The organism is Nonomuraea polychroma, assembly GCF_004011505.1.
Lineage (GTDB): Bacteria > Actinomycetota > Actinomycetes > Streptosporangiales > Streptosporangiaceae > Nonomuraea > Nonomuraea polychroma.
In genome coordinates, this window is record NZ_SAUN01000001.1 from 942,293 (window position 1) to 967,725 (window position 25,433).

At 72.4% G+C, this 25,433-nt stretch carries 22 protein-coding genes and 1 tRNA gene; 19 read left to right on the top strand and 4 right to left on the bottom strand.

Annotated elements, in window-relative coordinates; translation table 11 throughout:
• Positions 1-4 precede the first annotated feature (4 nt).
• On the top strand, positions 5-271 hold the full coding sequence (locus EDD27_RS58230; protein ID WP_338324631.1) for a hypothetical protein: 267 nt from the start codon (positions 5-7) through the stop codon (positions 269-271).
• A gap of 56 nt (positions 272-327) precedes the next feature.
• On the opposite strand, the gene EDD27_RS04215 is transcribed toward EDD27_RS58230, so the two are convergent.
• Complete coding sequence (locus tag EDD27_RS04215) at positions 328-867, bottom strand: hypothetical protein (protein WP_127931165.1); 540 nt, start codon at positions 865-867, stop codon at positions 328-330.
• A gap of 425 nt (positions 868-1,292) precedes the next feature.
• On the opposite strand from EDD27_RS04215, the gene EDD27_RS04220 reads away from it, so the two are divergent.
• From EDD27_RS04220 to nrfD, 9 genes are all read left to right on the top strand, one after another.
• Positions 1,293-1,385, top strand: a tRNA-Sec gene (locus tag EDD27_RS04220).
• 12 nt (positions 1,386-1,397) lie between these two features.
• Positions 1,398-2,696: an L-seryl-tRNA(Sec) selenium transferase gene (selA, locus tag EDD27_RS04225; protein ID WP_127931166.1), complete on the top strand. Its 1,299-nt coding sequence runs from the start codon at positions 1,398-1,400 to the stop codon at positions 2,694-2,696.
• Entirely contained in the window at positions 2,687-4,441 is a 1,755-nt protein-coding gene (gene selB, locus EDD27_RS04230; RefSeq protein ID WP_127931167.1) for a selenocysteine-specific translation elongation factor, read from the top strand. Before selA ends, selB begins: the two co-directional genes overlap by 10 nt.
• Complete coding sequence (locus EDD27_RS04235) at positions 4,434-4,913, top strand: LLM class flavin-dependent oxidoreductase (RefSeq protein WP_127931168.1); 480 nt, start codon at positions 4,434-4,436, stop codon at positions 4,911-4,913. Before selB ends, EDD27_RS04235 begins: the two co-directional genes overlap by 8 nt.
• Before the next feature lie 59 nt (positions 4,914-4,972).
• Positions 4,973-5,548 (top strand): dehydrogenase, encoded by a 576-nt coding sequence (locus tag EDD27_RS55300; protein ID WP_206641234.1) that lies wholly within the window; start codon positions 4,973-4,975, stop codon positions 5,546-5,548.
• 12 nt (positions 5,549-5,560) lie between these two features.
• Positions 5,561-7,984, top strand: coding sequence for a formate dehydrogenase-N subunit alpha (gene fdnG / locus EDD27_RS04240; RefSeq protein ID WP_206641235.1), 2,424 nt, complete (start codon positions 5,561-5,563; stop codon positions 7,982-7,984).
• Positions 7,984-8,907, top strand: a complete 924-nt coding sequence (locus EDD27_RS04245) for a formate dehydrogenase accessory protein FdhE domain-containing protein (RefSeq protein WP_127931170.1) — start codon at positions 7,984-7,986, stop codon at positions 8,905-8,907. Before fdnG ends, EDD27_RS04245 begins: the two co-directional genes overlap by 1 nt.
• Before the next feature lie 2 nt (positions 8,908-8,909).
• Positions 8,910-9,725 (top strand): 4Fe-4S dicluster domain-containing protein, encoded by an 816-nt coding sequence (locus tag EDD27_RS04250; RefSeq protein ID WP_127931171.1) that lies wholly within the window; start codon positions 8,910-8,912, stop codon positions 9,723-9,725.
• The gene (gene nrfD / locus EDD27_RS04255; RefSeq protein WP_127931172.1) at positions 9,718-10,620 is read left to right on the top strand and encodes an NrfD/PsrC family molybdoenzyme membrane anchor subunit; all 903 of its coding nucleotides are present in this window, start codon (positions 9,718-9,720) and stop codon (positions 10,618-10,620) included. Before EDD27_RS04250 ends, nrfD begins: the two co-directional genes overlap by 8 nt.
• 12 nt (positions 10,621-10,632) lie before the next feature.
• Here nrfD and EDD27_RS04260 read toward each other — a convergent pair whose 3' ends face one another.
• The gene (locus EDD27_RS04260; RefSeq protein ID WP_127931173.1) at positions 10,633-11,592 is read right to left on the bottom strand and encodes an ABC transporter substrate-binding protein; all 960 of its coding nucleotides are present in this window, start codon (positions 11,590-11,592) and stop codon (positions 10,633-10,635) included.
• Between the two features lie 76 nt (positions 11,593-11,668).
• A complete protein-coding gene (locus EDD27_RS04265) occupies positions 11,669-12,013 on the bottom strand; it encodes a winged helix-turn-helix transcriptional regulator (protein WP_127931174.1) in 345 nt (114 codons plus the stop codon).
• Between the two features lie 94 nt (positions 12,014-12,107).
• Between EDD27_RS04265 and EDD27_RS04270 the strand changes: the two genes are divergently transcribed.
• On the top strand, positions 12,108-13,229 hold the full coding sequence (locus EDD27_RS04270) for an NAD(P)/FAD-dependent oxidoreductase (RefSeq protein ID WP_127931175.1): 1,122 nt from the start codon (positions 12,108-12,110) through the stop codon (positions 13,227-13,229).
• A 75-nt stretch (positions 13,230-13,304) separates the two neighbouring features.
• Positions 13,305-16,724, top strand: a complete 3,420-nt coding sequence (locus tag EDD27_RS04275) for a serine/threonine-protein kinase (protein ID WP_164903472.1) — start codon at positions 13,305-13,307, stop codon at positions 16,722-16,724.
• A gap of 15 nt (positions 16,725-16,739) precedes the next feature.
• Here the strand turns inward: EDD27_RS04275 and EDD27_RS57625 are convergent, their stop codons facing one another.
• Positions 16,740-18,404 (bottom strand): acyltransferase, encoded by a 1,665-nt coding sequence (locus EDD27_RS57625; protein WP_127931177.1) that lies wholly within the window; start codon positions 18,402-18,404, stop codon positions 16,740-16,742.
• Between the two features lie 468 nt (positions 18,405-18,872).
• Here EDD27_RS57625 and EDD27_RS04290 point away from each other — a divergent pair, with 468 nt between their 5' ends.
• Genes EDD27_RS04290 through egtE form a run of 7 tightly spaced genes read left to right on the top strand, consistent with a single transcriptional unit; the run spans position 18,873 to position 25,380 of the window.
• On the top strand, positions 18,873-19,523 hold the full coding sequence (locus tag EDD27_RS04290) for an RNA polymerase sigma factor (protein WP_127931179.1): 651 nt from the start codon (positions 18,873-18,875) through the stop codon (positions 19,521-19,523).
• A 41-nt stretch (positions 19,524-19,564) separates the two neighbouring features.
• Complete coding sequence (locus tag EDD27_RS53925; RefSeq protein WP_164903474.1) at positions 19,565-19,804, top strand: anti-sigma factor family protein; 240 nt, start codon at positions 19,565-19,567, stop codon at positions 19,802-19,804.
• 44 nt (positions 19,805-19,848) lie between these two features.
• Positions 19,849-21,153, top strand: coding sequence for an ergothioneine biosynthesis glutamate--cysteine ligase EgtA (gene egtA, locus EDD27_RS04300; RefSeq protein WP_127931181.1), 1,305 nt, complete (start codon positions 19,849-19,851; stop codon positions 21,151-21,153).
• Positions 21,150-22,445, top strand: coding sequence for an ergothioneine biosynthesis protein EgtB (gene egtB / locus EDD27_RS04305; protein ID WP_127931182.1), 1,296 nt, complete (start codon positions 21,150-21,152; stop codon positions 22,443-22,445). Before egtA ends, egtB begins: the two co-directional genes overlap by 4 nt.
• Entirely contained in the window at positions 22,445-23,155 is a 711-nt protein-coding gene (gene egtC, locus EDD27_RS04310) for an ergothioneine biosynthesis protein EgtC (protein WP_127931183.1), read from the top strand. The genes egtB and egtC overlap by 1 nt, the downstream gene beginning before the upstream one ends.
• A gap of 15 nt (positions 23,156-23,170) precedes the next feature.
• Positions 23,171-24,151 carry an L-histidine N(alpha)-methyltransferase gene (egtD, locus tag EDD27_RS04315; RefSeq protein ID WP_127931184.1) on the top strand — a complete coding sequence of 327 codons (981 nt, stop codon included), beginning with the start codon at positions 23,171-23,173 and terminating at the stop codon, positions 24,149-24,151.
• Positions 24,148-25,380 carry an ergothioneine biosynthesis PLP-dependent enzyme EgtE gene (egtE, locus tag EDD27_RS04320; protein ID WP_241563859.1) on the top strand — a complete coding sequence of 411 codons (1,233 nt, stop codon included), beginning with the start codon at positions 24,148-24,150 and terminating at the stop codon, positions 25,378-25,380. Before egtD ends, egtE begins: the two co-directional genes overlap by 4 nt.
• The last annotated feature ends 53 nt before the right edge of the window (positions 25,381-25,433 follow it).

Below are 25,433 nucleotides of genomic sequence, written 5' to 3' on the forward strand. Positions count from 1 at the left end.
CCACGTGGAGGATGTGCTTCGGGTCGGCCAGCACGCCGATGTCCGCCAGCGGGTCGCCGTCGAGCACCAGCAGGTCGGCATGCGCGCCCACCGCCAGCGTGCCGATCTCGCCCGCCAGGCCGGCATGGCGGTGGCGCAGGCGCTGGTCACGCAGCTGGCGGCGGTGGACCCGGCCCGAACGGGCGGCTCGATCGAGGCGGCGGAGGCCATGTGGGCGAAGTTCGGCCTCCTCCACCGCCGCCCCGCGCTCCCCGGCCACCCACCCGCCTGACCACACAGCCCCGTCTCACCGGCCAGGACGGCTGATCAGAAAGCCGAAGGTCCCGGTCAGAGCCAGCTGGCCCGTACGCTGTCGGCCGACTCGGCGTCCGGAGGGGTGCCCAGTTCCCCGGCGCGGATACGCTCCAGGAGCCGGCCGACGGTGTCGACGATCTCCGGTGCCCGGTCGCGCAGCGCCGCCACATCCGCCGCGGACACCTCGCTCCGATCGAATCCGACCTCCTCCAGCACACCCTCCAGATCGGACAGCCGATCGTGCAGCCACTTCAGCGGCTTGCCGGACAACTCCTTGTCGAACACCCGCGGCCCCGGCTCCCACCCGTCGATGGACGGGTGATGATGGGTGCGGTCGAAGCTTCCCGGCGGGCTGTCGACCGACTCCAGCAGGTCGATGCGCCAGAGCGGCCTATCGACGGCGATCGGCCGAGCCGAGTACATCGAGCCCTTCAACTCGCCGGGTTCGAGCCTGCGGATCTCCAGGCGCACCCCCCGCTCGGCCCCCTCCTGGCCCGGGATCGGGTCAGGGTCGACGAAGTAGATGTCGCCCACGGCCACGCCGATCCGCTCGAAACCGAACAGGTAGAGCACGGGAACCACTTCCTTCGCAGGTCTCAGTGGGGGTTCTGCTCAACGTAACCTGGCAGGCCCGGCCGGGCCACCGGACGATCAGAGGGGCCCGCTCTCCGGCGGCCACGAGCTCGCCGTAGCGCCGGTCGCTGGCCAGGCGTGCGGACCCGCCGCCTGCACCGTGACGGGCTGCCTAGTGTCCGTGACCAGGTGTGCTCGCTGTTGAAAGGCGGGGTCCCCAGAACGGCGGCCACATGTGATGGCAACGGGGTGTTCCTCACGGTCCGGCACGCGCCTGCGTGTGGCGCGTGGCGGGGCAAGAGCGAGCTCGACGCAGCCAAGGAGATGTTCCGCCAACGGGCAGCAGATCGGCCTCGCTTCACGGAGATGTCACGATCCTGACGTGCTCAACGACTAGGACCGTCATATCGTGAATTATTGACCTTGGAGGCGCTTGTGTTCTGGTGGGCACCCCGGTCTTCAAAACCGGTGGGCGGCGCGCGGCGTCGCCGGCGGGTTCGATTCCCGTGCGCCTCCGCGTGAGGTCTCAGATGAAGGATGATCCCCGTCGCCGGATTCCGCGTACCGACACCGTCCTGGCCGACCCCCGGGTGGCCGAGGCGGTCAGAGGCGCGGGCCGGGCCGTGGCCAAGGCCGCGGTCGTCGCCGCGCAGCAGCGGGCCAGGGAGGGGCTGATCGCGCCCGAGGACGTCGTGGCGGCCACCGTGTCCGCCCTGGCCGCCGGCCCTCGCCGGGTGATCAATGCCACGGGCGTCCTCGTCCACACCAACCTGGGCCGCGCGCCGCTCTCGCAGGCCGCCGTCGAGGCGATGAGCGCGGCCGCCGGATGTACGGACGTGGAGTTCGACCTGGTGACGGGGGAGCGCGCGCGGCGCGGGCGGGCGGCGATGGCCGCGCTGGCGGCGGCGGTTCCGGACGCGGAGGACGTCCACGTCGTCAACAACAACGCGGCGGCGCTGGTGCTGGCGGCGACCGCGCTGGCGGCCGGGCGGGAGGTCGTCATCAGCCGCGGCGAGATGGTGGAGATCGGGGACGGCTTCCGCCTCCCCGACCTGCTGGAATCCACCGGCGCGAGGCTGCGCGAGGTGGGCACCACCAACCGCACCAACGCCCGCGACTACGCCGACGCCATCGGCGACGAGACCGGGTTCGTGCTCAAGGTCCATCCGTCCAACTTCCGCGTCGAGGGTTTCACCGCCGCGGCCTCGGTCGCCGAGCTGAGTGCGCTGCCGGTGCCTGTGGTGGTCGACGTCGGCTCGGGTCTGCTCGCGCCGGATCCGCTGGTGCCGGACGAGCCGGACGTGAGCACGGCGCTGCGCGACGGCGCCGCCTTGGTGACGGCAAGCGGCGACAAGCTCCTCGGCGGGCCGCAGGCCGGGCTGATCCTGGGCCGCGCCGACCTGGTGCAGCGCCTGCGCCGCCATCCCCTCGCTCGCGCCTTACGCGTGGACAAGCTGACCCTGGCCGCCCTGGAGGCGACGCTCCGCTCGGAACCACCGGTACGGCTCGCGCTCCACACCGACATCGACCGGTTACGCCGCCGCGCCCACCGCCTGGCCGCCCTCATCGGTGCCGGCGGGCCGGATGGCAACGCCCCGGTGGAGTGTGAGGTGGTCGAGAGCGTGGCCGTCGTGGGCGGTGGGGGAGCGCCAGGCTGCGAGTTGCCGAGTGTGGCGCTCGCCCTGCCCGTACGGCTGGCGCTCCCGCTCCGCTTGGGCGACCCCGCCGTGGTCGGCCGGGTGGCAGGCGGACGGCTCCTCCTCGACCTGCGCTCCGTATCGCCCGACCTGGACGACGAGCTGGCGGAGGCGGTGCGAGCATGTACGTGATCGCCACGGCCGGGCACGTCGACCACGGCAAGTCCACGCTGGTCCGCGCGCTCACCGGCATCGAACCCGACCGGTGGGCCGAGGAGCGCCGCCGCGGCATGACCATCGACCTCGGCTTCGCCTGGACCACGCTGCCGTCGGGCCGCCGCCTGGCCTTCGTGGACGTGCCGGGGCACGAGCGGTTCGTCACCAACATGCTGGCCGGGCTGGGCCCGGTGCCGGCCGTGATGTTCGTCCTGGCCGCCGACCAGGGCTGGCAGGCCCAGTCCCAGGAGCACTGGGAGGCGATCGAGGCGCTCGGCGTGCAGCGGGGCCTGCTGGTGGTCACCCGGTGCGATCTCATGGATCCCGCGCTGGCGGTGGAGGAGGCTCGCGAGCGGATCACCTCCTGGCCCGTGGTCACGGTGAGCGGCGCCACGGGGGAAGGGCTCGACGACCTCCGCCGCGGGCTCGGCCTGCTGGTCTCCTCGCTCCCGCCGCCCGACCCCCGCGCTCCGGTGCGGCTGTGGATCGACCGGGCCTTCACGATCACGGGCGCGGGCACAGTGGTCACCGGCACGCTCGCCGCCGGCGCCCTGCGGACAGGTGACACGCTCGTCCTGGACGGCGAGCGGGTACGGGTGAAGGCGTTGCAGGTCACCGGAGAGCCGGTCGCCGAGGTCACCGCTGCCGCCCGCGTCGCGGTCAACCTGCGCGGCGTCGACCGCGACCGCGTGGTCCGCGGCAAGACGCTGCTCACGCCCGACGCCTGGATCGAGACCGGCGTGGTGGACGTACGGGTGGACGGCGGGCCACCGCCGCGCGAGGCCGTCCTGCACATCGGGTCGGCCTCGGTGCCGGTACGCGTCCGCCCTTTCCCCGGTCGCACGAGGGCGGCGCGGTTGACGCTGGCCCAGGCGCTCCCGCTGCGTGTCGGTGACCGGGCGCTGCTGCGCTGTTCAGGGCGACCGATCACGAGCGTGCTGGTGCTGGACGTGCGGCCACCGGCGCTGCGCCGCCGCGGCGCGGCGACGAAACGGGCTGCGGAGCTGGCGCCCTTCGCCGTCCCGGCCGAGGAGCCTGTCCCGGCGGGTCGGGTGCCCGATGCGGCCACCGTGCTGGGCTGGCGTGGGGTGGCGCGGCGGTCCGAGCTGGCCGCGATGGGGTGCGATCCGGGCGGGCTCGACGTGCCGGGGGCTGGTGACTGGGCGGTCGATCCCGAGTGGTGGGCAGGCCTGACGGAGCGGCTCAGGGCGGTGGTGGCCGAGCAACCGGGCATCCCGGTGGACGCCGCGCGAGCCGTGCTCGGCCTGCCGGCGCGCGACCTGGTCGAGGAGCTGGTCAAGAGCTGCCCGCCGCTGCACGTGTCCGACGGCAGGATCGACGGCGACGGCGTGCCGTCGGAGGTCGTCAGCGCCGTAGAGCGGCTGCGTGCCGAGCTGGCCGGGACGCCGTACCTGGCGCCGGAGGCGGCGCGGCTGCCCGCGCTCGGCCTCAGCAGGCGGGCGGTCGCGCTGGCCGCGCGGGCCGGACTGGTGCTGCGCATCGCCGACGGGGTGGTGCTCCTGCCCGGCGCCGACACCGAGGCGGCACGGCTTCTGGCGAAGCTGCCGCAGCCGTTCACGGCGGGGGACGCGCGGGCCGCGCTCGGCACCAACCGGCGGGTCGTGATCCCGCTGCTGGAGCACCTCGACAGACTTCACCTCACCCGCAGGATCGACGACCGGCTGAGGGTCGTCGTGGACAGGGAGCGGCACGATGACTGAGCGGGTGAAGGTCGGCGTCGTGTTGCCGAGGCCGTCGGACGATCCGGGGGAGTGGCTCTCCGACGCGGTGGCGTTCGAGGCGGCCGGGGCCGACGCCCTGTGGGTGGAGCACGGTGCGGCGCCGTCGCTCGATCCGCTCACGCTGACCGCCGCGCTCGCCGCGCTGACCTACCGATCGCTCCTCGTCGTGGCCGTACCGGAACCGTCCCAACCGCCGGTGCTGGCGACGGTGGAGCGATTGAGCCGCGGACGGCTCACCCTCATCACCGGCACGACCGATGTGGCCGGGGTGGGACGGTGGGTGTCCGCCGCCGTCCCGCCCGGGCGGGCCGCCTGGCGGGAGACGCTGCGCCTCGCGGCCGAACGCGGCGACCACGGCGTGCTCGTGCCGGCCGATCCGCGACTGCTCGACCTGTTGCGTAACCCCGACGATCCAGGGGGCCGCCACGACCTCCAACTCGCCCAGGGCTAGACGCACAACCGGTCAGATCATACGGTGAAGAAAGTGAACGGCACTGAGGGAGTCCAGTCATGGACGTCAGCCGGCGGCAGTTCCTGAGCATCGGTTCGGCAGGAGTGCTGGGCGGCTCCGCCCTGGGGTTCGACCTGACCGAGTCCGTCAGGATCAAGCAGCGGCTGCGCATCGAAGGCGCCACGCTGTCGCACTCGCTCTGCCCGTACTGCGCGGTCGGGTGCTCGCTCATCGCTCACACCAAGAAGGCCGCGAACGGCAAGACGGAGCTGCTGCACATCGAGGGCGACCCGGACAGCCCGGTCAACGAGGGCACGCTCTGCCCGAAGGGCGCGACGTCACTGCAACTGGCCGTCTCGCGCAGGCGGGTGCCGCACCCGCTCTACCGCGCGCCGGGAGCGGCGGAATGGAAGCAGGTGTCCTGGGAGTTCGCGCTCGACCGGCTCGCCAGGAACATCAAGGCTTCGCGTGACGCCACGTTCGTCGCCCAGGACGCCGACGGCAACGTCGTCAACCGCTGCGAGGGCGTCGCCTTCGCCGGCGGGGCGGCGTTCAGCTCTGAAGAGGGTTATCTCGCGACGAAGCTGATGAGGGGGTTGGGCCTGGTTCACCTCGAACAACAGGCCCGTGTTTGACACGGTCCCACGGTGGTCAGTTTGGCTGCCACGTTCGGCCGAGGGGCCATGACCAATCATTGGCGTGACATCAGGCACGCCGATCTGATCCTCGTCAACGGCGCCAACCCGGCCGAGGCCCACCCGGTGGGCTTCCGCTGGCTCATGCGGGCCAAGCTGGACCGGGGCGCGAAGATCATCCACGCGGATCCGCGGTTCACGAGGACCTCGGCCGTGGCGGACACCTACGTCAGGATTCGGACCGGCACCGATGTGGCCTACTTCGGCGGCCTCATCAACTACGTCCTGACGAATCGGCTCCATCACGACGACTACGTCAGGTGGGCCACCAACGCCGGCTTCGTGGTCAAGGACGGGTACGCCTTCCAGGACGGCATGTTCAACGGCTATGACCGGGAGCAGGGCGTCTACAACACGAAGCTGTGGGCGTACGAGACCGATGACGAGGGCCACGCCAGGATCGACCTCGACCACCCGCGCTCCGTGCTCAACCTGCTACGCGCCCACTACCAGCGCTACGACCCCGACACCGTCGCCCGCATCACCGGCATCCCGCGCGAGCAGTTCCTCCAGGTGGCCAGGCAGGTCGGCGAGATGGGCCGCCCGGACAAGGTCATGACCATCGTGTACGCCGTCGGCCTCACCCACCACACCACCGGCGTGCAGCTCATCCGCTCGGGCGCGATCCTGCAACTGCTGCTCGGCAACATGGGCCGCCCCGGCGGCGGCATGAACGCCGAACGCGGCCACGCCAACATCCAGGGCAACACCGACCACGCCATCTCCTGGGACATCCTGCCCGGCTACCTCCGCATCCCGGCACCGCGCCAGAAGGACATCAAGGCCTACCTCGACGAGAGCGCCAGCATCAAACAACATCCCAGAGCGGTGAATTTCTTCGGCGAGAACTACCGCCGCTACCTGGTCAGCCTCCTCAAGGCCTGGTACGGCGACGCCGCGACGAAGGACAACGAGTTCGCCTTCCACTACCTGCCCAAACCGGCCGCCAACGCCTCCTGGATCTCGATCTTCGACCAGGCGCTGCGCGGCAAGATGCAGGGCATCATGTTGTCCGGGATGACCGCGACCAGCATCGGCCCCGACTCCAACCAGGTGCTCCAGGCGCTGTCGAACCTCAAGTGGCTGTGCGTGATGGACCCGTTCGCCACCACCAGCTCCGAGTTCTGGCAGGCGCCCGGCATGGACCCGGCGAAGATCCAGACCGAGGTGTTCATGCTGCCGGCCACCCACTGGATCGAGAAGGACGGCTCGTTCACCAACAGCGGCCGCTGGGTGCAGTGGAAGGACCAGGTGCTGCCGCCGGAGGGCGAGGCCAGGCACGACCACTGGATACTCTCCGAGCTGTTCCTGCGGGTCAGGGACCTGTACGAGGCCCAGGGCGGGAAGTTCCCCGACCCGGTGCTGAAGATGGCGCTGCCGTACGCCAACCCGCGCAAACCCGAGCTGGACGAGATCGCGCAGGAGATCAACGGCCGCGACCTGCGGACCGGCAAGCGGCTGGCAACCTTCGTCGACCTCAACGACGACGGCACCACCAGCGCGGGCGACTGGATCTACACCGGCCACTACCCCGAGGAGGGCAACCTGGCCAAGCGCCGCGACGGCGTGCAGGACCCGGCCAGGAACGACCCCAGCGGCATGGGCTTCTACCCGAACTGGGCGTGGAGCTGGCCCGCCAACCGCCGCGTCCTCTACAACCGCGCCTCCGCCGACGAGAACGGCCGGCCGTGGGACCCGTCGCGTCCCGGCATCGCCTGGGAGAACGGCACGTGGGTGGGCGACGTGCCCGACTACCCGCCCACGACAGGCCCGGGTCCTGACGCGCCGCTGCCGTTCATCATGACCGGCGAGGGCGTGGGCCGCCTGTTCAGCAACGCGGTGGCGGACGGGCCGTTCCCCGAGCACTACGAGCCCATCGAGTCGCCCATCGCCAACCCGCTGCATCCGGAGGTGTCGGCGACGCCGGCCGCCTTCAGGTACGACGAGCGGGCCGGGCGGCCCAACCGGTTCGGCACGGTGGCCGACTACCCGTACGTGGCGACGTCGTACCGGCTGACCGAGCACGAGCACTACGTCACCCAGAACGTCGAGCACCTCGTCCAGCTGCAACCGGAGGCGTTCGTCGAGGTGCCGGCCGCGCTGGCGCGCGAGAAGGGCATCGAGACCGGCGACCGGGTACGCGTGTCGTCCCGGCGCGGCAAGCTCGAGGTGCGCGCCGTGGTGACCAACCGGCTCGGGCCGCTCGACGTGGACGGGCGGACGGTGTACCAGATCGGGATCCCCATCCACTGGGGGTTCGTGGGCATCAACACCGGACAGCACTGGCTGGCCAACGCCCTCACCCCGTTCGTGGGGGACGCGAGCGCGCGGACGCCGGAGTACAAGGCGTTCCTGGTGAACATCGAGAAGATCTGATGTTCGCCAGGGATCGGGCACGAGCCGCGGAACTACGCGAACGGTATCCGCACGCGGCCGAGGTGTTCGGGCTCTACCTGGCGCTGGTGGAGGCGTGGGAGTCGGTGGGCGACCGCGTCCCGTCCGATGGGGCGGTGGAGTGGGCGCACGTCCACGTGCTGCCCCGCGTCATCGAGGCGACCGCCGCGCACGGCCCCCCGCTCCTCGCGGCCGCGGTCCGCATCGCCGTCGGCAACGGCCTCCTGGCCCCGGATGCGCGGGCCGGTCCGCCCGCCGCCGCCAAGGGGCCGCTCGGGACGGCCGCAGGGTCAGGTGGCGGCCCGCTCGGGACGGCAAGGCGCTCGGCCGGTGGCCTGCTGGACGCCTGGCTCGCGGGCGAGGAGCTCCCGCCCGTGGAGCGCTACCTCGCGCGCGCCACGATGCGTGTCGTCCCGCTCGCCACGCCGCCCGACCACGAGGCGGCGGGCGCCGGGCCCGTTCGAAGTGACCCGCGGCGGGAGCCTGGGCGCTGCCCCGCCTGTGGCGGAGCGCCGCAGCTCAGCTACCGCACCGCCGGCGACGACCCGCTCGTCAGCGGGCGCCGCATGTTGCACTGCGCGCGATGCGCCCACGAGTGGAGCTTCTCCGCCACCACCTGCCCCCAGTGCGGCGAGACCGGCAAACGCACCGTCCACGCCGAGGCCGCCGAAGAGTCGCCGCGCGGGCAACCGCGGGTCGGCCGGGGGAGCGCCGCAGACGACGCGTTGTTCCCGCACCTCAGGGCCGAATCGTGCGAGACCTGCCGCGGCTACCTCATCGACGTCGACCTGGGCCGCGACCCCCGCGCCGTGCCGCACGTGGACGAGCTGGCCGCGATACCCATCGACCTGCACATGGCCGACCACGGCTACACCAAGATCACGCCCAACCTGATGGGGTTCTGAAGATGCCGCACATCACACCGGGCCAGGCGTACGGGTTCTTCACCGACACCAGCGTGTGCATCGGCTGCAAGGCCTGCGAAGTGGCCTGCAAGCAGTGGAACCAGCTGGAGGGCAACGAACCGTCGTTCCTGGACGGCTTCGACAACACCGGCAGGCTGGACGCCGAGAACTGGCGGCACGTGCAGTTCCACGACAACGTGCCCGACGAGAGCCTCACCTCGGGCAACGGCAAGGCGTGGCTGATGATGTCGGACGTCTGCAAGCACTGCAAGCAGGCCAGCTGCATGGAGGTCTGCCCGACGAACGCGATCATCCGCACCGAGTTCGACAGCGTCTTCATCCAGCCCGACGTCTGCAACGGCTGCCGCAACTGCATCGCGGCCTGCCCGTACGACGTGATCGGCACCAGCCACACGAGCGGCATCGCGCAGAAGTGCACACTTTGCTACGACCGCCTGCAGAACGACATGACCCCGGCCTGCGCCAAGGCCTGCCCCACCGAGTCGATCAGATTCGGCCCGGTCTCGGAGCTGCGCCAGACCGCCGCCAAGCGCCTGGAGACCCTGCACGCCCAAGGCGTCACCGCGGCCCGCCTGTACGGCCATGACGAGAAGGTGTACGGCGGCCTGAACGCGTTCTTCCTGCTCATGGACAGACCGGAGAAGTACGGACTGCCGGACGAGCGCAACGCGGTCCTGCCCAGCCGCAACAACGTCGGCGGCTACCTGACCGCCGCGGTCACCGCGGTCCTGGGCGTGCTCGGCGGCCTGATCGCGCTGCGCCGCCGCAAGGAGAAGGTGGAGGCCGAGAATGGATGACGTCCAGCACTTCGCCGGCCCTCCGGATTGGCTCTGGTACATCCTGGCCTACTTCTTCCTCGCGGGCCTGTCCGGCGGCTCGTACGTCCTCGCCACCCTGCTCAGGCTGCGCAACGCCCCCGGCGACGAGCCGATGGCCAGGATCGGCTACTACATCGCGTTCCCGCCCATGCTCATCGCGCCGCTCCTGCTCGCCCTCGACCTCGGTCAGCCGTGGCGCTTCTGGCACATGCTGGTGAACACCACCCCCGGCCACCCGGGGCTCACCTTCAAGTACTGGTCGCCGATGTCGATCGGCTCCTGGGCGCTGGTGGTGTTCGGCGCGATCACCACGGTCTCCTTCGCCGCGTCGCTGGTCCGGGACGGCAAGCTCCGGCTCCCGCTCGTGACGTGGCTCGACAACCGCGCCTTCAACGTCCTCGGATCCCTGTTCGGCCTGTTCATCGCGGGCTACACGGGCGTGCTGCTGTCGGTGTCGAACCAGCCGGTGTGGAGCGACACCTGGGCCCTCGGCGGGCTCTTCCTCGCCTCAGGCCTGGCCGGTTCGGCCGCGCTGATGGTGCTGCTGACCCGCTTCCGGCCGGAGGCACGGCTGAGCGCCGGGATGTTGTCGGTCTCCGAGCGGCTGTACGCGCTGCTGGAGCTGGCGCTGATCGTGGTGTTCGCGGTGACGTTGTTCGCGGCCGGCACCCAAGGCATCGTGTTCGGCCCGCCCTGGCTGGTGTTGTGGCTGGTGGTGCTCGCGGGCCTGGTCCCGGGCCTGTACGGCCTGTTCACCGAGGGGGTGTCGGCGAACGGCGCGGCGGCGCTGCGCCACTCACTGGTGGTGCCCCTGCTGGTGCTGGCCGGTGTGCTCGCCCTGCGTGCCGCCGTCATCTTCAGCGTCCAGGTCTGACCGGCCGCCCGGTCACGGGGCGAGGACGGTCTTCACGTCCAGGGGGCGCTTGAGGTGCCCGTTCTGCCGCATGAGGTCGACGAGGCGCTGCAACCGCTGCGGGTCTATGGCGGTGGGATAGGCGCCCAGGGACGTCTTCGCGGCGGTCTCCCGGTCGATCTTTATGTACATCGGCAACACCGCCTCCACCTCCTTGGGGTTGCCCGTGGCGAGCTGCTGAGCCTTGGCGATGGCACGCTGGAAGGCGGCCAGCGTGTTCGGGTTCTCCTTCGCCCAGGGAGCGCTCGCCATCCAGCCGCTCACCGGCATGTCGGCGATCCGGTCCGCGAAGGGGTCCGTGACCCGGCGCAACTGGCCGCTCCGCTCGCCTTGGGTGAGGAAGGGCTGGGCCACCCACGCCGCATCCGCCTTCCGCGCCGCGACCCTGGCCGGCATCTCGGGGAAGGGCATCTCGACGAATTTGACGTCGCCGGCCTTCAGGCCGGCGTCCCGCAGCATGGCGGTGACGGTGAGCGTGGCGATCCCGTTGAGGTTGTTGACCGCGATCTTCTTGCCCTTGAGATCCTCCACCGATTCGATCTTCGCGCCCTTCCTGGCCACGAGGCCGAAGGTGTTCGGCCCCGCCTGGGCCAAGGCCCCGACGACCTTGACGGGCACGTCGTGGGAGCCGGCCAGGAACGAGGTGACGTAGTCGGTCTGCGCGAGATCCAGGAATCCGCTTATCACCTGCGGAACCGCCGCTCCGCTGCCGGTCACGGTCACCGGCTCGACGGTCAGCCCCTCCTGCTCGAAATAACCCTTCAGCAGGGCGAGATACAGCGGCGCCACGTCGGTGGTCGGCATGACGCCCACCTTGATGGTGTCCTTCTCGAGCCTGGGCTTCGGCGGCGGCGTGTTGTCCGCGGCGCCGGAGCATGCGGCGGTCGAGAGGGCCAGGACCAGGGCGGCTAAGCCGCGGGTGACGCGTCGCATGGGGGAGCTCCTCCGCAGTCGGCAGTGCCCGCGGTGGAGCGTAGCCGATGAAGATCCCTTCCGGGGCCGAAACGCATCACTCCGGCGAGAGGTGGTCCTGTGCCCACTTCGAGAGCTCGTCCAGCGCGGGCATGAGCGCGCGGCCGCTCGCCGTCAGCTCGTAGGACACCGTGACGGGCGGACCCTCGTCGACGGTGCGGGCGACGAGCCCGCTCTTGGTCAGCTCGGACAGCCGGTCGGACAGCACCGAGTCGCTGATGCGGCCGATGGCGCGCGAGAGCTCGCGGAAGCCGGCCGGTCCTTGGCGGAGGCTGCCGAGCACGACACCGCTCCAGCGTTTTCCGAGGACGGAGAAGGCCCGTGTCAGCGCGGCGTCACTGCGATCACAGGAGTCCGCGTCGTGGGGAGAGATCGTCGCCATGGCGTCTCCAAGACTAGCAGATTCCATGCCGCTTTGATTTCCGAAGCGAGTATGAATAGCCTAGTGACACTTCGAAAGCTAGCTAGGAGAGCTGATGATCGAGAATGCTGGTGGCCGGCCGAGCGTCGTGGTCCTGGGCGGCGGGTACGGCGGCCACACCGTGGCCAAGCTGCTCGACGACGTCGCCGACGTGACGCTCGTCGACCCGTCCGACTCCTTCCTGCACAACCTGGCGGCGCTGCGGGCCCTGGTGGAGCCGGAGTGGCTGGACCGGATCTTCCTGCCGTACGAGCGGCTGCTGGCGCGGGGGCGCTTCCTGCGCGACCGTGCCGTGGCCGTGGACGGGCTCCAGGTCACGCTCGCGTCGGGCACCCGGCTGGAGCCGGACTACCTGGTCCTGGCGACCGGGTCGTCGTACCCGTTCCCGGCCAAGATCGACGAGGCGGCGTCCGAGGCGGCCAAGGCCAAGGTCAGGGAGGCGCACGAGGCGCTGGCCGGCTCCCGGAGCGTGCTGCTGATCGGCGCCGGTCCGGTCGGCATCGAGCTCGCCGGGGAGATCAAGTCCACCTTCCCCGACAAGCACGTCACCCTTGCCGACGTCGCCCCCGACATCCTGGCTGGGCCGTTCGACCAGGCGCTGCGCGACGAGCTCCGCGCGCAGCTCGACAAGCTCGGGGTCGAGCTCAAGCTGGGCAGTCCGCTGCGGGAGCTCCCCGGCACCCCGCCCGCCACGGCCGCGCCGGTCGCGGTCACCACGGAGGCGGGCGATGAGCTGAGCGCCGACATCTGGTTCCGCTGCTTCGGCGTCACCCCGCACACCGGCTACCTGCGCGGCTCGCTCGCCGAGTCCCGCGACGCCCAGGGGCACCTGCGTGTGGACGAGCACCTGCGGGTCAGAGGGCATGACCGGGTCTTCGCCATCGGCGACATGGCCGACGCGGACCGGAACATGGCGGCCTTCGCCCGGCAGCAGGGCGAGTTGCTCGCACAGAATCTCCGCACCCTCATCACCGGTGAGGGCGAGATGACCGCGTACGAACGGCGGCCGGCCATGATCCTGGTGCCGCTCGGCCCGGAGGGCGGCGCCGGCCAATTGCCCGGCCACGACGGCATCGTGGGTCCCGAGGCCACCGCTGAGATCAAGGGTCGCGCCATGCTGGTCGACATGAGCGCCGCCCACTTCGACGTCCCGGTCTCGGACGAGTCCGCCGCCTGACGTCTCCGGGCGGTCATCGGAACGCGCGTGAACGACTTGCCGGGATCCCGAGTCGAACCCAGCATGGGAAGCGCGTTGATTGACGGGGATCCGCGGCGGCTCGGGGAGTACTGGCTGTCGAGCCGTCTCGGAGCGGGCGGCCAGGGGGTCGTGTACGAGGCGTACGACCCGGCCGGCGCCCGAGTGGCGATCAAGGTGCTGCGCGGCGATCCGACGGGGCAGCCGGGATTGCGTGAGCGCATGGCCAAGGAGGCCGTGTCGGCGCGGCGGGTGGCGTCGTTCTGCACGGCGAGGGTGCTCGGCGTCGAGCTGGACGGGCCGCGGCCGTACATCGTCAGCGAGTACGTCGAGGGCCCCAGCCTGCGGACGGCCGGGCGCGTCTTCAGCGGCGACGACCTGCACCGGCTGGCCACGGCGATCGCCACGGCGCTGACCGCCATCCACGACGCGGGCGTCGTGCACCGTGACCTCAAGCCCGACAACGTGCTGCTCGGTCCGGACGGGCCGCGCGTGATCGACTTCGGCGTGGCCCGGACGCTGGAGATGTCGCTCACCTCCACCGGGCTGGTCACCGGCACGCCCGGCTACATGGCGCCGGAGGTGTTCTCGGGCGAGCGGGCCGGGCCGGCGGCCGACGTGTTCGCGTGGGGCGCCGTCGTCCTGTACGCGGCCACCGGCCAGGACCCGTTCACGGGGGAGGCGCTCGGCGCGGTCATGCATCGCGTGCTCAGCCACGAGCCGGACCTCAGCGTGCTGCCGGGCACGCTGCGCGGCCCGGTACGCGCGGCGTTGGCCAAGGAGCCCGCCCTCCGCCCGGCCGCCCGAGAACTGCTGCTGGCGCTGGTCAGCGGGGACGGGGACGTGGAGCGGGCACGGCCGGCGGGCTCCCGCGGCGGCGCGGGGGTCGCTGCCGGTGCGGGCACGGACCTCGCCCGGCTGCTGGAGCTGGGCGCCGGTGACGGGCGGCGGGTGGGCTCGCCCGCCGACGATCCGGCGCTCGGCGTCCTGGCCGAGGACGCCTATGCCGCGCTCTCACCCGAAGGAAAGGAGCTGGTCCCGGAGGTCTTCCTGCGCCTGGTCACGGTGACCGACGAGGGGGAGCTGACGCTGCGCGAGCCGCGCAGGTCCGAGCTGCCCGAGGGCGCCGAGCGGGTGCTGGAGGCGTTCACGTACGTGGTGTCCGGTGGTGACCCGGTACGGTTGCTGCGTCCCGCGCTCCCGCTGGCCTGGCCGCGCCTGCGGGCCTGGATCGCCGCCAACAGGGACGGCCTGGCCGTGCACCGCCAGATCTGCGCGGCCACCGAGCGCTGGCAGGAGCACGGTCGCAGGGAGGCCGACCTGTTCCACGGCAGCTCGCTGGACGCCGCCCTGCGCTGGGCCGCCGCCGAGCGCAGGAACATCACGCTCACCCCGGCGGAGCGGGACTTCCTGGAGGCGAGCGCCGCGCTCACCAGGCGACGCTCGCGCCGGAGCAGATTCGTCTCCGCCGGCCTGGCCGTGCTGCTGGCGCTGGCCCTGATCGCCGGCGGCCTGGCGGTACGCCAGAGCGCCACCCTGGCCGAGCAGAGCGCCACGCTCGCCGGCGAGCGCGACGCGGCCGACTCGGCCAGGTTGGCCGCGGCCGCCGACGCGGTGCGGGGCCGGGATCCGGTGCTCGGCATGCTGCTCAGCGCCGCCGCCGGGCGGCTATCGCCCACGGCCGAGGCCAGGTCGAGCCTGCTCGCCTCGGTCGTGGACCCGGCAGGCACGGCCTTTCACGATCCGGACACGGGACCGGACGTGGTCCGGGCGCTCAGCGCCGACGGCCGCTCACTGGTCAGCGTCAGCCCTGATGAGGTCAGGGTGTGGGACGTCGGGACGGGACGGCGTACCGGTGGCTTCAGCGGGCTGGGCCTGACCGGGCGGCGGCTGCGGCAGACCGCGGTCAGCGAGGACGGCAAGCTGCTCGCCGTCGCCGACAGCCAGGGCGTCGGGCTGTGGGACATGGCCACCGGCCGGCCGACCGGGCGCCGCCACCCCGCGGCCGAGGAGTTCGACCTGCGCATCGCCTTCAGCGGCGGCCGGCTCGTCATCGACCTCGGGCAGGGCACGTACGTCTACGACCCGCGTACCGGGACCAAGACCTCCCTGCCCTCCATGTTCGCGACCGCCGTGCACCCCGGCGGCGACTATGCGGTGACCGGGACACAGCGCTGGGCACTGCCCTCCGGCAAGAGGCAACGTGGCTTTCCAGGCGCCTGCGCCGACTGCGCCGGGACCCCGGCGTTCAGCCCCGACGGGCGGCTGGTGGCGATCAACGGCGACGACGGCCTGCTCGTGCTCGATGCCCGCAGCGGCAAGGAGATCGGCACCATCGGGGAGTGGGAGGACACGACGACGCCGGTGTTCAGCCCGGACGGCGAGCTCATCGCGGGATTCGACACGGCCATCCGCGTCTACCAGCCGGGGGCCGACGAGCCGTTGCTGCTGGAGCGCGAGGTGGCCGACCCGATCTCGGCGGTCGCGTTCACCGGGGACGGGCTGCGTTACCTGAGTGAGGACACGGTCGTCACGCTCCAGGCTCCCCTCACCGCGGACCAGCCCATGGACGAGGTACGCCTGAGCCCGGACGGCCGCTTCCTGGCCACCCACGAACTCGACTCCACCAAGGTCACGGTGAACGGCCGGGACTTCGAGGTGGGCAGGTTCGATCCGTACGACAGCATGTTCGCCTTCAGTCCGGACGGCAGCCGGCTGGCGATCAGGCGGGGCGACGACGTCAGTGTCTGGGACCCCGCCACCGGGCGCCGGCTGGCCACCATGGGCCCGGAATGGGCGGGCACCTTCGAGCCGGACGCGGCCAAGCCCGCCCCGGCCGGGCTCTGGACCGCCGCCGACGACTCGTTCACGCTCTGGCGGCTGCTCGGCGGGAAGAAGCTCAAGCAGGTGTCCAGGCCGCGGTTGATCGGCTGGACGGTCACCGCCGAGGGACGGCTCGTCGGCCTGGACGCGAGCCTGCTGCGCCTGGTCGACCTCGAGACGGGGCGGCCGCTGGGGGCGCGCGTGCCGCTTCCCGCGCCGGCCGACGACGTCTGGTTCAGCGCCGACCTGAAGCTGGTGGCGGCGAACTTCTCCGGCAAGATCGGCATCTGGGACACCACCACGGGGCGGCAGGTCGGCGACTGGATGCGGGTGGGCTCGGCGCCCTGGGGCGGCGTGTTCTCCGGGGACGGGCGGCTGTTCGCGTTCGCGTCCCAGGACAAGTCGCTGACCCTGTGGGACGTGCAGGCGGGGGAGCGGGTCGGGCCCGAGATCGGGCTGTGGGACAGCGCGCGGTCGATCGCGTTCTCGCCCACCGGCGAGGTGCTGGCCATCGGCCGGGGCGGGCGGCTGACCCGGGTGCCGACGGCGGTGGGGCCGCTGATGACGGCGGTGTGCGCGCGGGCCGGACGGGTGCTGACGGAGGCGGAGTGGCGCCGCCACCTGCCCGCCCGGCCGTACCGGAAGGGGTGTTAGCCGCGGCGGGCGCGGTCAGTGGCCTGGGCCGGGGAGCTGGATGGCCGGTTCCGGGCGGTGGATGCCGCGGGGGCGGTAGGCGAGCGCGTCCGAGACGCCCAGATAGTCGGCGAGCAGCCAGATGATGGCCAGCCACATCTCGGTGCCCTGGAGTCCCGGCGTGCGGGTCGTGCCGCTCCCCACTGTCAGGGCGAAGCTGAAGCCCGCGCCGTCCTGCCAGCCGCCCACCGCGCGGACGAGCCGCTCCCTGGCCCACGCCTCGCCCTCCGCGCGGCGGTAGCGCGTCTGCTTGCCCGCCAGCCAGAGCGGGTGGATGACGTCGAGCACGTTGCACGCGTTCCCGGTGTCGGGGCCGAAGTAGCGAGGGTCGCGCGCCTGGGCGAGCACGGTGTCGACGGCCTGCTCAGGGTACGGCAGCGGCACGCCGAACTGCGCGAACGTCCCGCGCGTGAGCCGGTAGAAGCCGTTGACCACCTGCAGCCGGCCCGCGTCGGGGTCCGGCTCGCCCCACATCCCGTGGGCCTGCGAGCACCTCGTCAGGAGCCACCCGTACAGGGTCTCGATCTCGCCGCGCAGGCCGAAGTCGGCGAGGTTGCGGTAGAGGCCGGTGCCGACGGCGTCCACCCATGAGCCGGCCGTCCACGCCTTCCGCTTCCAGTCGAGGGCGTCCAGGGCGGCGATCAGGTCCTGGGAGCCGAGGCCGGTGACGGCGTGGACCGGGTGGCGGAAGCGGGCGCCGAGCAGGTCGAGGGCGTAGCCGACGCAGAGCACGTGGTACGCGGCGATGCCGTCGAGCGTCGGCGTTCCGGCGGCGCCGATCTCCGGGACCAGGCCGGTGGCGGCGTCCTGCCGGTCCTGCAGGAACCCGACGATCTCGTCCCGGGCGGGGATCGGGGGTGGGCCGCCGAGCAGCAGGTCGGCGATCTCGACGGCGTCGCACCAGGCGCGGACGGTCGGCTCGGCGTCGGGGCGGTCGACGTAACGCTCACCCGTCCAGCAGCGGCGCAGCACCGCATCGGCCTGCTCCCTGGCCCGGTCGGCGAAGTCGGCGAGCAGCCGTGCCAGGTCGCCTTCCGATCGCGACGGCGACGGCACGTCCTGCGACGAGGGGGCCGGGGCGGTGGGGCGCGGGGTGCGGCGGTCGCGGATCAGGCGGGCCGGGTTGCCGGCGACCATGGCCCAGGCGGGCACGTCCTTGGTGACCACCGCGCCCGCCCCGACGACGGCGTGGTCGCCGATCGTCACTCCGTCCAGCACGACCACGTTCGACCCGATCCATACGTCGTCGCCGATGCGGATGCCCTTCGACGTGATCGCCTGGCGGAAGACCGGCCGGTCGGGCGCGGCGCCGTGGTTGAAACCGAGCAGGGAGGTGTGCGCCCCGACCCGCACGGCGTTGCCGAGCACCACCCGCCCGCGCGCCACCGAGTACGGGTTGAGCGTGCAGTCGTCGCCCATCACGACGTCGTCCGTGACGTACGCGTGAGCCGCGATGTAGCTGCGCTCTCCGATCCGGAGCCGATCCGCGTACACGGCCGCCAGCGGCGAGATGAACACCTTCTCCGGCGCCTCCAGCTCCATCCGGCCGCGCAACTCCGCCACGTGGTCCGCCTGGGCCTGCCGGTCCTCCTCGGTCGCATCGCTCCAGAACCGCCACGGGCAGAAGTCGAACTCGGTCATGCCATCAACATCCTCTCCGTCGTCCCCAGCATCATCGACCATGAGAAGCGGCGGACCGTCAGCCGGTGCCGCTCGGGCAGCGCGGGCCCGCAGGAGGCGCTGCCGATCCCCTGCCGGCCATGGTCCAGGTTCAGCCAGACGCGGCCGGAATCCCGCAGGTCGGCGCAGCACCGCCTCCCGACCGGCGGGGACAACGCCGGTCCCGTCGCTGGAGCCGACACCGGCGGGCGCGGTGCGGGCCGGGCCGTTGCGCCGTCATCCCGGCGGCGGTGGCTGCCGCGGCCGAGCTTTGCCTGGCCGAAGGCGACCACGTGGCCGGCGGGAGCCCAGGGGGTACCGTGTGGACGCCCATGCACTGAGCCGCCCGGGTTTTCACACCGCCGTGCCGCCCGCAAGATGGGGGGAGCAACGACGGCTCCGGCGGCCGTGTGATGATGTCCCCAAGCGCGACGGGGGGAGAAAGCGATCGTGGGGTCTTTCGCGGGCAGCACGCTGCCCCCGGATGACGTCGTCGTCTCGGCTCTGCGGGCGGGTGACGAGGCGATGTTCGCGATATTGCTCGACACCTGGTCGCGGGGCATGCTGCGGGTGGCCAGAACATATGTGTCCACCGACGACTCCGCGGAGGAGGTGGTGCAGGACACCTGGCTCGCGGTGATCGGTGCGATCGACGGCTTCGAGGGGCGCTCGTCGGTCAAGACGTGGGTCTACCGCATTCTCGTGAACACGGCGAAGAAGCGCAGCGTGCGGGAGAGCCGTACACTTCCGTGGAGCGCCCTCGATCAGGACGCCGGACCGACCGTCGATCCCTCGCGGTTCCACGGCGCGGACGCCGCCCTGCCGGGAAGCTGGAAGGAGTCGCCGGCGATCTGGCCGACCCCGGAGAGCCAGGCGCTCGCCGCGGAGGTGCGCGGCCTCATCGGTGAGGCGGTGGCCGGGTTGCCGCCGCGGCAGCGGATCGTGATCACCCTGCGTGATGTAGAGGGATGTACCTCCGAGGAGGTCTGCGAGATCCTGGAGATCTCTCCCGCCAACCAGCGGGTCCTGCTGCACCGCGCCCGTGCGGCGGTCCGCGGACGGCTGGAGGGCTACTTCGAGACGGTGAAGCAGTCAGAATAGGTGAAACGGTTCATATCGCAGAGGGTAAGGCGGGCAACGTCGTGAAGCGGTTCACGTGCGGCGAACTGGTGGAAGTCATCACCGCCTACCTCGACGACGCCCTCGACCAGCCGTCCCGCGCCGGGGTCGAGCTCCATCTGACCTGCTGCGAAGACTGCGGGCACTACGTCGACCAGTTCCGCGCGACCATCCGCGCCCTCGCCGACCCGCCGCCGGAGAAGTTGTCGGACCGCACGCGGGAACGACTGATGTCCGCCTTCAGGAACCGGCGGCACGCCTGAGAATTCTCCTGTAACGCTCGCGTGGCTCGCGGGTCTGTAGACTCATGCGCCACGCGACGATCGGGCCGACCCCACCCAAGGCGGCCGCGGAAGCAGCGCCGCCCCCGGGGGCGCCCTCCAGGGACGCCTCCGCAACAGCATACCGTGACGACGACGCGGCGGAACGTGACGACACGCCGCTCAACGCATCAGAGGTCGCCGCCTTCGCCCGCCGGTGCTTCCAGGCGGACGGCGGGGACCGCGTGGGCGTCGAGCTGGAGTTCCTGGTCTTCGACCGCACGGCGGTCGCCCGGCACGTGCCGCTGGAGGAGGTCGCGCGGGCGCTGCCCCCGCTGCCCGGCGGCAGCCGGGTGACGTTCGAGCCGGGCGGCCAGCTGGAGCTCTCCGGACCGGCGGGCACGCTGCCCGGCGCGATCGGCGGGCTCGCCGCCGACGTGGCCGTCGCCCGCCGCGCCCTCGCCGACGCGGGGCTCGTGCTGGCGGGCGTGGGCCTCGATCCGGTACGACCACCGCGACGCCAGTTGCGCCGGCCCAGATATGACGCGATGGCGGAGTTCTTCGGCGGTCCCTACGGGCCGCTGATGATGTGCTCCACGGCCTCCATCCAGGTCAACCTGGACCTGGGGGAGCGGCCGGAAACGCGGTGGGAGCGGGCGCACATGCTGGGCCCCGTCCTGACCGCGGCCTTCGCCAACTCCCCGCTCAGCGGTGGCCGCCCGTGCGGCTGGATGTCCGGCCGCCAGGCCGTGTGGGAAAACCTCGATCCCACCAGGACGGCCCCCGTCCGCGGGTCCGGCGACCCGGCGGCCGAGTGGGCGGACTACCTGCTCGACGCCCGCCTCATGCTGGTGCGGGAGGACGCGGACCGCTGCCGCCCGGTCCGCGACGGCTCGACCTTCCGCGACTGGCTGGCCACCGGCGAGCCCACGGCGGCGGATCTGGCCTACCACGCCACGACGGTGTTCCCCCCGGTACGCCCCCGCGGCTGGCTGGAGATCCGCTACCTCGACGCCCAGCACCCGGCGACCTGGGCGGTGTGCGTGGCCGTGACCTGCGCCCTCGTCGCCGACGACCGGGCCGCGGACGCGGCGCTGGCCGCCGCGGAACCGTACCGGGAGTTGTGGCAGGAGGCCGCACGGTGCGGGCTGGCGGACCCGCGGCTGGCGAGAGCCGCCGGCGTCTGCTTCCGCGCCGCGATCGAGGCGCTGCCGCGTCTCGGCGCGGCTCCAGCCCTGGTCGGCGAGGTGGCCGCCTTCGCCGACCGGTACGTGACGCCCGGCCGCTCGCCGGCGGCCGACCTCATAGATCTGGGCCCGGAGGCCTGGCTGACCGAAGGGGGACGAACGTGAACGACTTCAAGGAACGCATCGCGGCCGAGCTGATCGCGGTGCGCGACCGGTCACTGGCCTACACGGAGGCGGAGGACGACCTGCTCGTCCGCCAGCACTCGCCGCTGATGTCGCCCCTGGTGTGGGACCTCGCGCACGTCGGCAACTACGAGGAACTGTGGGTGTTGCGGGCGGCCGCGGGCATCACGCCGCTCCGGCCCGAGATCGACGACATCTACGACGCGTTCAAGACCCCGCGCAAGGACCGGCCCACGCTGCCGTTCATGCGCCCGGCCGAGGCCCGTGACTACATCGGCGGCGTACGCGGCCGCGTGCTCGACGTCCTGGACGCCGTCGACCTGGAGGACCCGAGCCCGTTGCGCCGCGACGGGTTCGTGTTCGGGCTGGTGATCCAGCACGAGCACCAGCACGACGAGACCATGCTCGCCACGTTGCAGCTGTCGCGGCAGCCCGGCATGGTACGCGACGGCGCCCTGCCGCCGGGCCGCCCCGGCGGCGCCGACGAGGTGTACGTCCCCGCCGGCCCGTTCCTGATGGGCACCGACACCCTGCCCTGGGCCTACGACAACGAGCGTCCCGCCCACCGGGTGGACCTGCCCGCCTACTGGATCGACCGGCGCCCCGTCGGCAACGCCGCCTACGCCGCGTTCATCGAGGACGGCGGCTACCACGACCCGCGCTGGTGGACGCCCGAGGGCTGGAAGTGGCGGCAGGAGAGCGGCGTCTTCGCCCCGCTGTTCTGGGTCAAGGACGGCGGCACGTGGTGGCGCAGCCGGTTCGGCCGCACCGAGCCCGTGCCGATGGACGAGCCGGTCCAGCACGTGTGCTGGTACGAGGCCGACGCCTACGCCCGCTGGGCAGGCAAACGGCTCCCGACCGAGGCCGAGTGGGAGAAGGCCTGCGGCTGGGACGCCGCCACGGGCCGGGCGCGCAAGTATCCCTGGGGCGACCAGGACCCGACCCCAGAGCTCGCCAACCTCGGCCACCGAGCGGCCCGGCCCGCGCCGCTCGGCGCCTATCCCGGCGGGGCGAGCCCGTACGGGGCCGAGCAGATGGTCGGGGACGTGTGGGAGTGGACCGGCACGTGGTTCGACGGCTATCCCGGCTTCAGCGCCTTCCCCTACCGCGAGTACAGCGAGGTCTTCTTCGGCCGGGATTACCGCGTGCTGCGCGGCGGCTCGTGGGCGGCGGACCCCGCGGCGGTCCGCACCACGTTCAGGAACTGGGACTACCCGATCCGCCGGCAGATCTTCACCGGCTTCCGCTGCGCCCGCACCGCGGAGCGGCGCTAGTGTGCCGCCACGCGGCCTGGCTCGGCGCACCGAGACCCGCCGCCACGCTGATCCACGAGCCGGAGCACGGCCTGCACACGCAGTCCTACGCGCCCCGGCGGCAGCGGCACGGCACGGTCAACGCCGACGGCTTCGGCATGGGCTGGTACGACCCCGCCCGCGCCGAACCCGTACGCTACCGCCGTTCGATCCCGATCTGGGCGGACGCCAACCTGCCCGCCCTGGCCCAGGTCGCCCGCTCCGGCTGCCTGCTGGCGGCCGTGCGCTGCGCCACCACGGGCATGCCGGTCGAGGAGAGCGCCACCGCGCCCTTCACCGACGGGCTGTGGCTGCTCAGCCACAACGGCCGCGTCGCGCGGGAGGCCGTCAGGGACCTCGCCGACGACGCCGAGAGCGCCTGCGACTCCGCCTGGCTCGCCGCCGCCGTGTTCCAGCGGCTGCGCACCGGGCTCGACCTCGGCCAGTCCGTCGCCGAGGTCGTCGTGAAAGCCGGGGCGAGGGACCCCGGCGCCCGCCTGAACCTGCTCGCCTGCGACGGCGCCTCGCTCGCCGCGACCGTCTGGGGCGACACCCTCTTCCACCGGCCTGCCGAGGACGGCCTGCTCGTGGCGAGCGAGCCGCTCGACGACCTGCCCGGCTGGCAGGCCGTGCCGGAGCGCAGCCTGCTGCTGGCCGGCTCCTCCGGCGGCGTATGCGTCCAGCCCTTGTGACCTCCAGGAGATCTTGTGCCTATCAGCCAGTCCACCGTGCAGCCGATCAACCATCTTGACCGCGACTACCTGCGCCATGCCCTCGAACACGACGTCCGCACCGGTCTGACCGCCACCCCCAAATGGTTGCCGCCCAAGTGGTTCTACGACGAGGTGGGCAGCGATCTGTTCTCCCAGATCACCCGCTTGCCCGAGTACTACCCCACACGGCGCGAGCTGGCCATCCTCCGGGCGCGGGCCGGCGAGCTCGCGGCGGCCAGCGGGGCGGACACGCTGGTCGAGCTGGGGTCGGGGACCAGCGAGAAGACCGTCCTGTTGCTCGACGCGCTCACCGAGGCCGGGACGCTGCGCGGTTACACGCCGGTGGACGTGGACGCGGTCACGCTGCGCTCGGCGGCGCACCGGCTGGCCGACCGCTACCCCGGGCTCGCCGTGCAGGCCGTGTGCGCGGACTTCGAACGGCACCTGCGCCTGCTGCCGCGTACGGGGCGGCGCATGGTGGCCTTCCTGGGCGGCACCATCGGGAATCTCGATCCCGCCGCCCGTGAGGTGTTCTTGAAGGAGCTGCGCGACAGCCTCCTCCCAGGCGACACCTTTCTGCTCGGGGCCGACCTGGTGAAGGACAGGGGACGGCTGGTCGCCGCCTACGACGACGCGGCCGGCGTGACGGCCGCCTTCAACCGCAACGTGCTGCACGTGATCAACCGGGAGCTGGACGCCGGCTTCGAGCCCGACGCCTTCGAGCACGTCGCCCTGTACGACGACGACAACGACTGGATCGAGATGCGGCTGCGCGCGTCCAGGGCCATGCGGGTGCGGGTCGGCGGGCTCGGCCTGGTCGTGGACTTCGCAGAAGGGGAGGAGACGCGTACCGAGATCAGCGCCAAGTTCCGCCCGGAGGGCCTGCGCAGGGAACTGGCCGCCGCCGGTTTCGCGGTCCGCCGCTGGTACACCGACCCGTCCGGCGACTTCGCCCTCCTCCTGGCCGAGGCGTGACCCGGGAAGAGACCACAGCGGACCGGGAGACGGCGGAGACCGTCGCGAAGGCGTGGCGAGCGGCGCGGTCCGTCGTGCCGCCGGGGCTCCTGGACGCCGCCGGGTGCAACGTGCCCAGCGACCGCGTCTTCGATGCCGTCGTCGGGCACCTGCGCCTGGAACGGGAGCACGGCGGCTACGCGGCCGAACCTGATCTCACCCCGGCCCGGTCGGCGCTGGCCGTCCTGGTCGGGGCGGGTCCCGCCGACGTCGCTTTCACGGAGAGCGGGACGGCGGCGATGGCGGCGTTGCTCGGCGGCTGGCGACTGCCGCCGGGCAGCCGGGTCGGCTTCGCCCGCACGGAGTACGGCAGCACGCTCATGCTGCTGCGCCGCCTCGCCGCGGAACGCGACTGGACGCTGGTCGAGCTGCCCGTGGACGACGACTCCCGCCTCGACCTGGACGGGCTGCGGTCCCGGCTGGCGGCGGGCCTCGATCTGGTCAGCGTGGTTCACATCGCCTCGCACCGGGGCGTCGTGCAGCCCGCCGCCGAGATCGGCGCGCTGTGCCGGGCCGCCGGGGTCCCGCTGGTGCTGGACGTCTGCCAGTCGCTCGGCCAGGTCGACGTCACCGGCGTGGGCGCGACCGCCTACGTGGGCACCTCCCGCAAGTGGCTGGCCGGGCCACGCGGCGCCGGCTTCCTCGTCGTGCCCGGCCTCACGGAGGAGATGGACGCCGCCGCCCCGACGCTCGGCGGCCACTTCTGGCCGGCCGGCACGCCGACGCGGGGGTTGCCGGGCGTGCCGGCTCTGCCGAGGGCGATGCGGGACCTCCCGTCGCCGTTGCCCGGCGCGATCCGCTACGAGGGCTCGGAGGGGGCGATCGCGGCCCGGGCCGGGCTCGGGGTCGCCGCCCGTGAACACCAGGCCCTCGATCCCGCCGCCGTCCACGCTCACCTGGCCGGACTCGGCGGCATCGCCCGGCGTGTCCTCGACGGCGCCGGTGGCTGGCGGGTGGTCGAGCCGCTCGACGAGCCCTCCGCACTCGTCACCCTCAGGCCGCCGCCGGGTGACTCGGCCGAAGACGCCAGGTCACGAGCGGCCGGGGCATGCCTGCTCGTGGGCGCAGCCCCCGTGGCCCGGGCGCCGCTCGACCTGCGCGAGCCCGTGCTGCGCGTGTCCCCGCCGCCCGGCACGCCCCTGGAGACCCTGCACGCGCTCGCCCGCGTGCTGGAAGGCCGTGCGTCGTGAGACCGGGCTCCCGCCCACCGTGACCCCGGTGACGGACAGGCCCTCGACGTCGC

What these genes read in the sequence shown, in the direction of transcription:
- egtA (WP_127931181.1), top strand. Translation starts at nt 19,849, where the DNA reads ATGCGCCACGCGACGATCGGGCCGACCCCACCCAAGGCGGCCGCGGAA.
- EDD27_RS04235 (WP_127931168.1), top strand. Translation starts at nt 4,434, where the DNA reads ATGACTGAGCGGGTGAAGGTCGGCGTCGTGTTGCCGAGGCCGTCGGAC.
- EDD27_RS04265 (WP_127931174.1), bottom strand. Translation starts at nt 12,013, where the DNA reads ATGGCGACGATCTCTCCCCACGACGCGGACTCCTGTGATCGCAGTGAC.
- selA (WP_127931166.1), top strand. Translation starts at nt 1,398, where the DNA reads ATGAAGGATGATCCCCGTCGCCGGATTCCGCGTACCGACACCGTCCTG.
- EDD27_RS04245 (WP_127931170.1), top strand. Translation starts at nt 7,984, where the DNA reads ATGTTCGCCAGGGATCGGGCACGAGCCGCGGAACTACGCGAACGGTAT.
- selB (WP_127931167.1), top strand. Translation starts at nt 2,687, where the DNA reads ATGTACGTGATCGCCACGGCCGGGCACGTCGACCACGGCAAGTCCACG.
- EDD27_RS57625 (WP_127931177.1), bottom strand. Translation starts at nt 18,404, where the DNA reads ATGACCGAGTTCGACTTCTGCCCGTGGCGGTTCTGGAGCGATGCGACC.
- EDD27_RS55300 (WP_206641234.1), top strand. Translation starts at nt 4,973, where the DNA reads ATGGACGTCAGCCGGCGGCAGTTCCTGAGCATCGGTTCGGCAGGAGTG.
- nrfD (WP_127931172.1), top strand. Translation starts at nt 9,718, where the DNA reads ATGGATGACGTCCAGCACTTCGCCGGCCCTCCGGATTGGCTCTGGTAC.
- EDD27_RS04270 (WP_127931175.1), top strand. Translation starts at nt 12,108, where the DNA reads ATGATCGAGAATGCTGGTGGCCGGCCGAGCGTCGTGGTCCTGGGCGGC.
- EDD27_RS04250 (WP_127931171.1), top strand. Translation starts at nt 8,910, where the DNA reads ATGCCGCACATCACACCGGGCCAGGCGTACGGGTTCTTCACCGACACC.
- EDD27_RS04260 (WP_127931173.1), bottom strand. Translation starts at nt 11,592, where the DNA reads ATGCGACGCGTCACCCGCGGCTTAGCCGCCCTGGTCCTGGCCCTCTCG.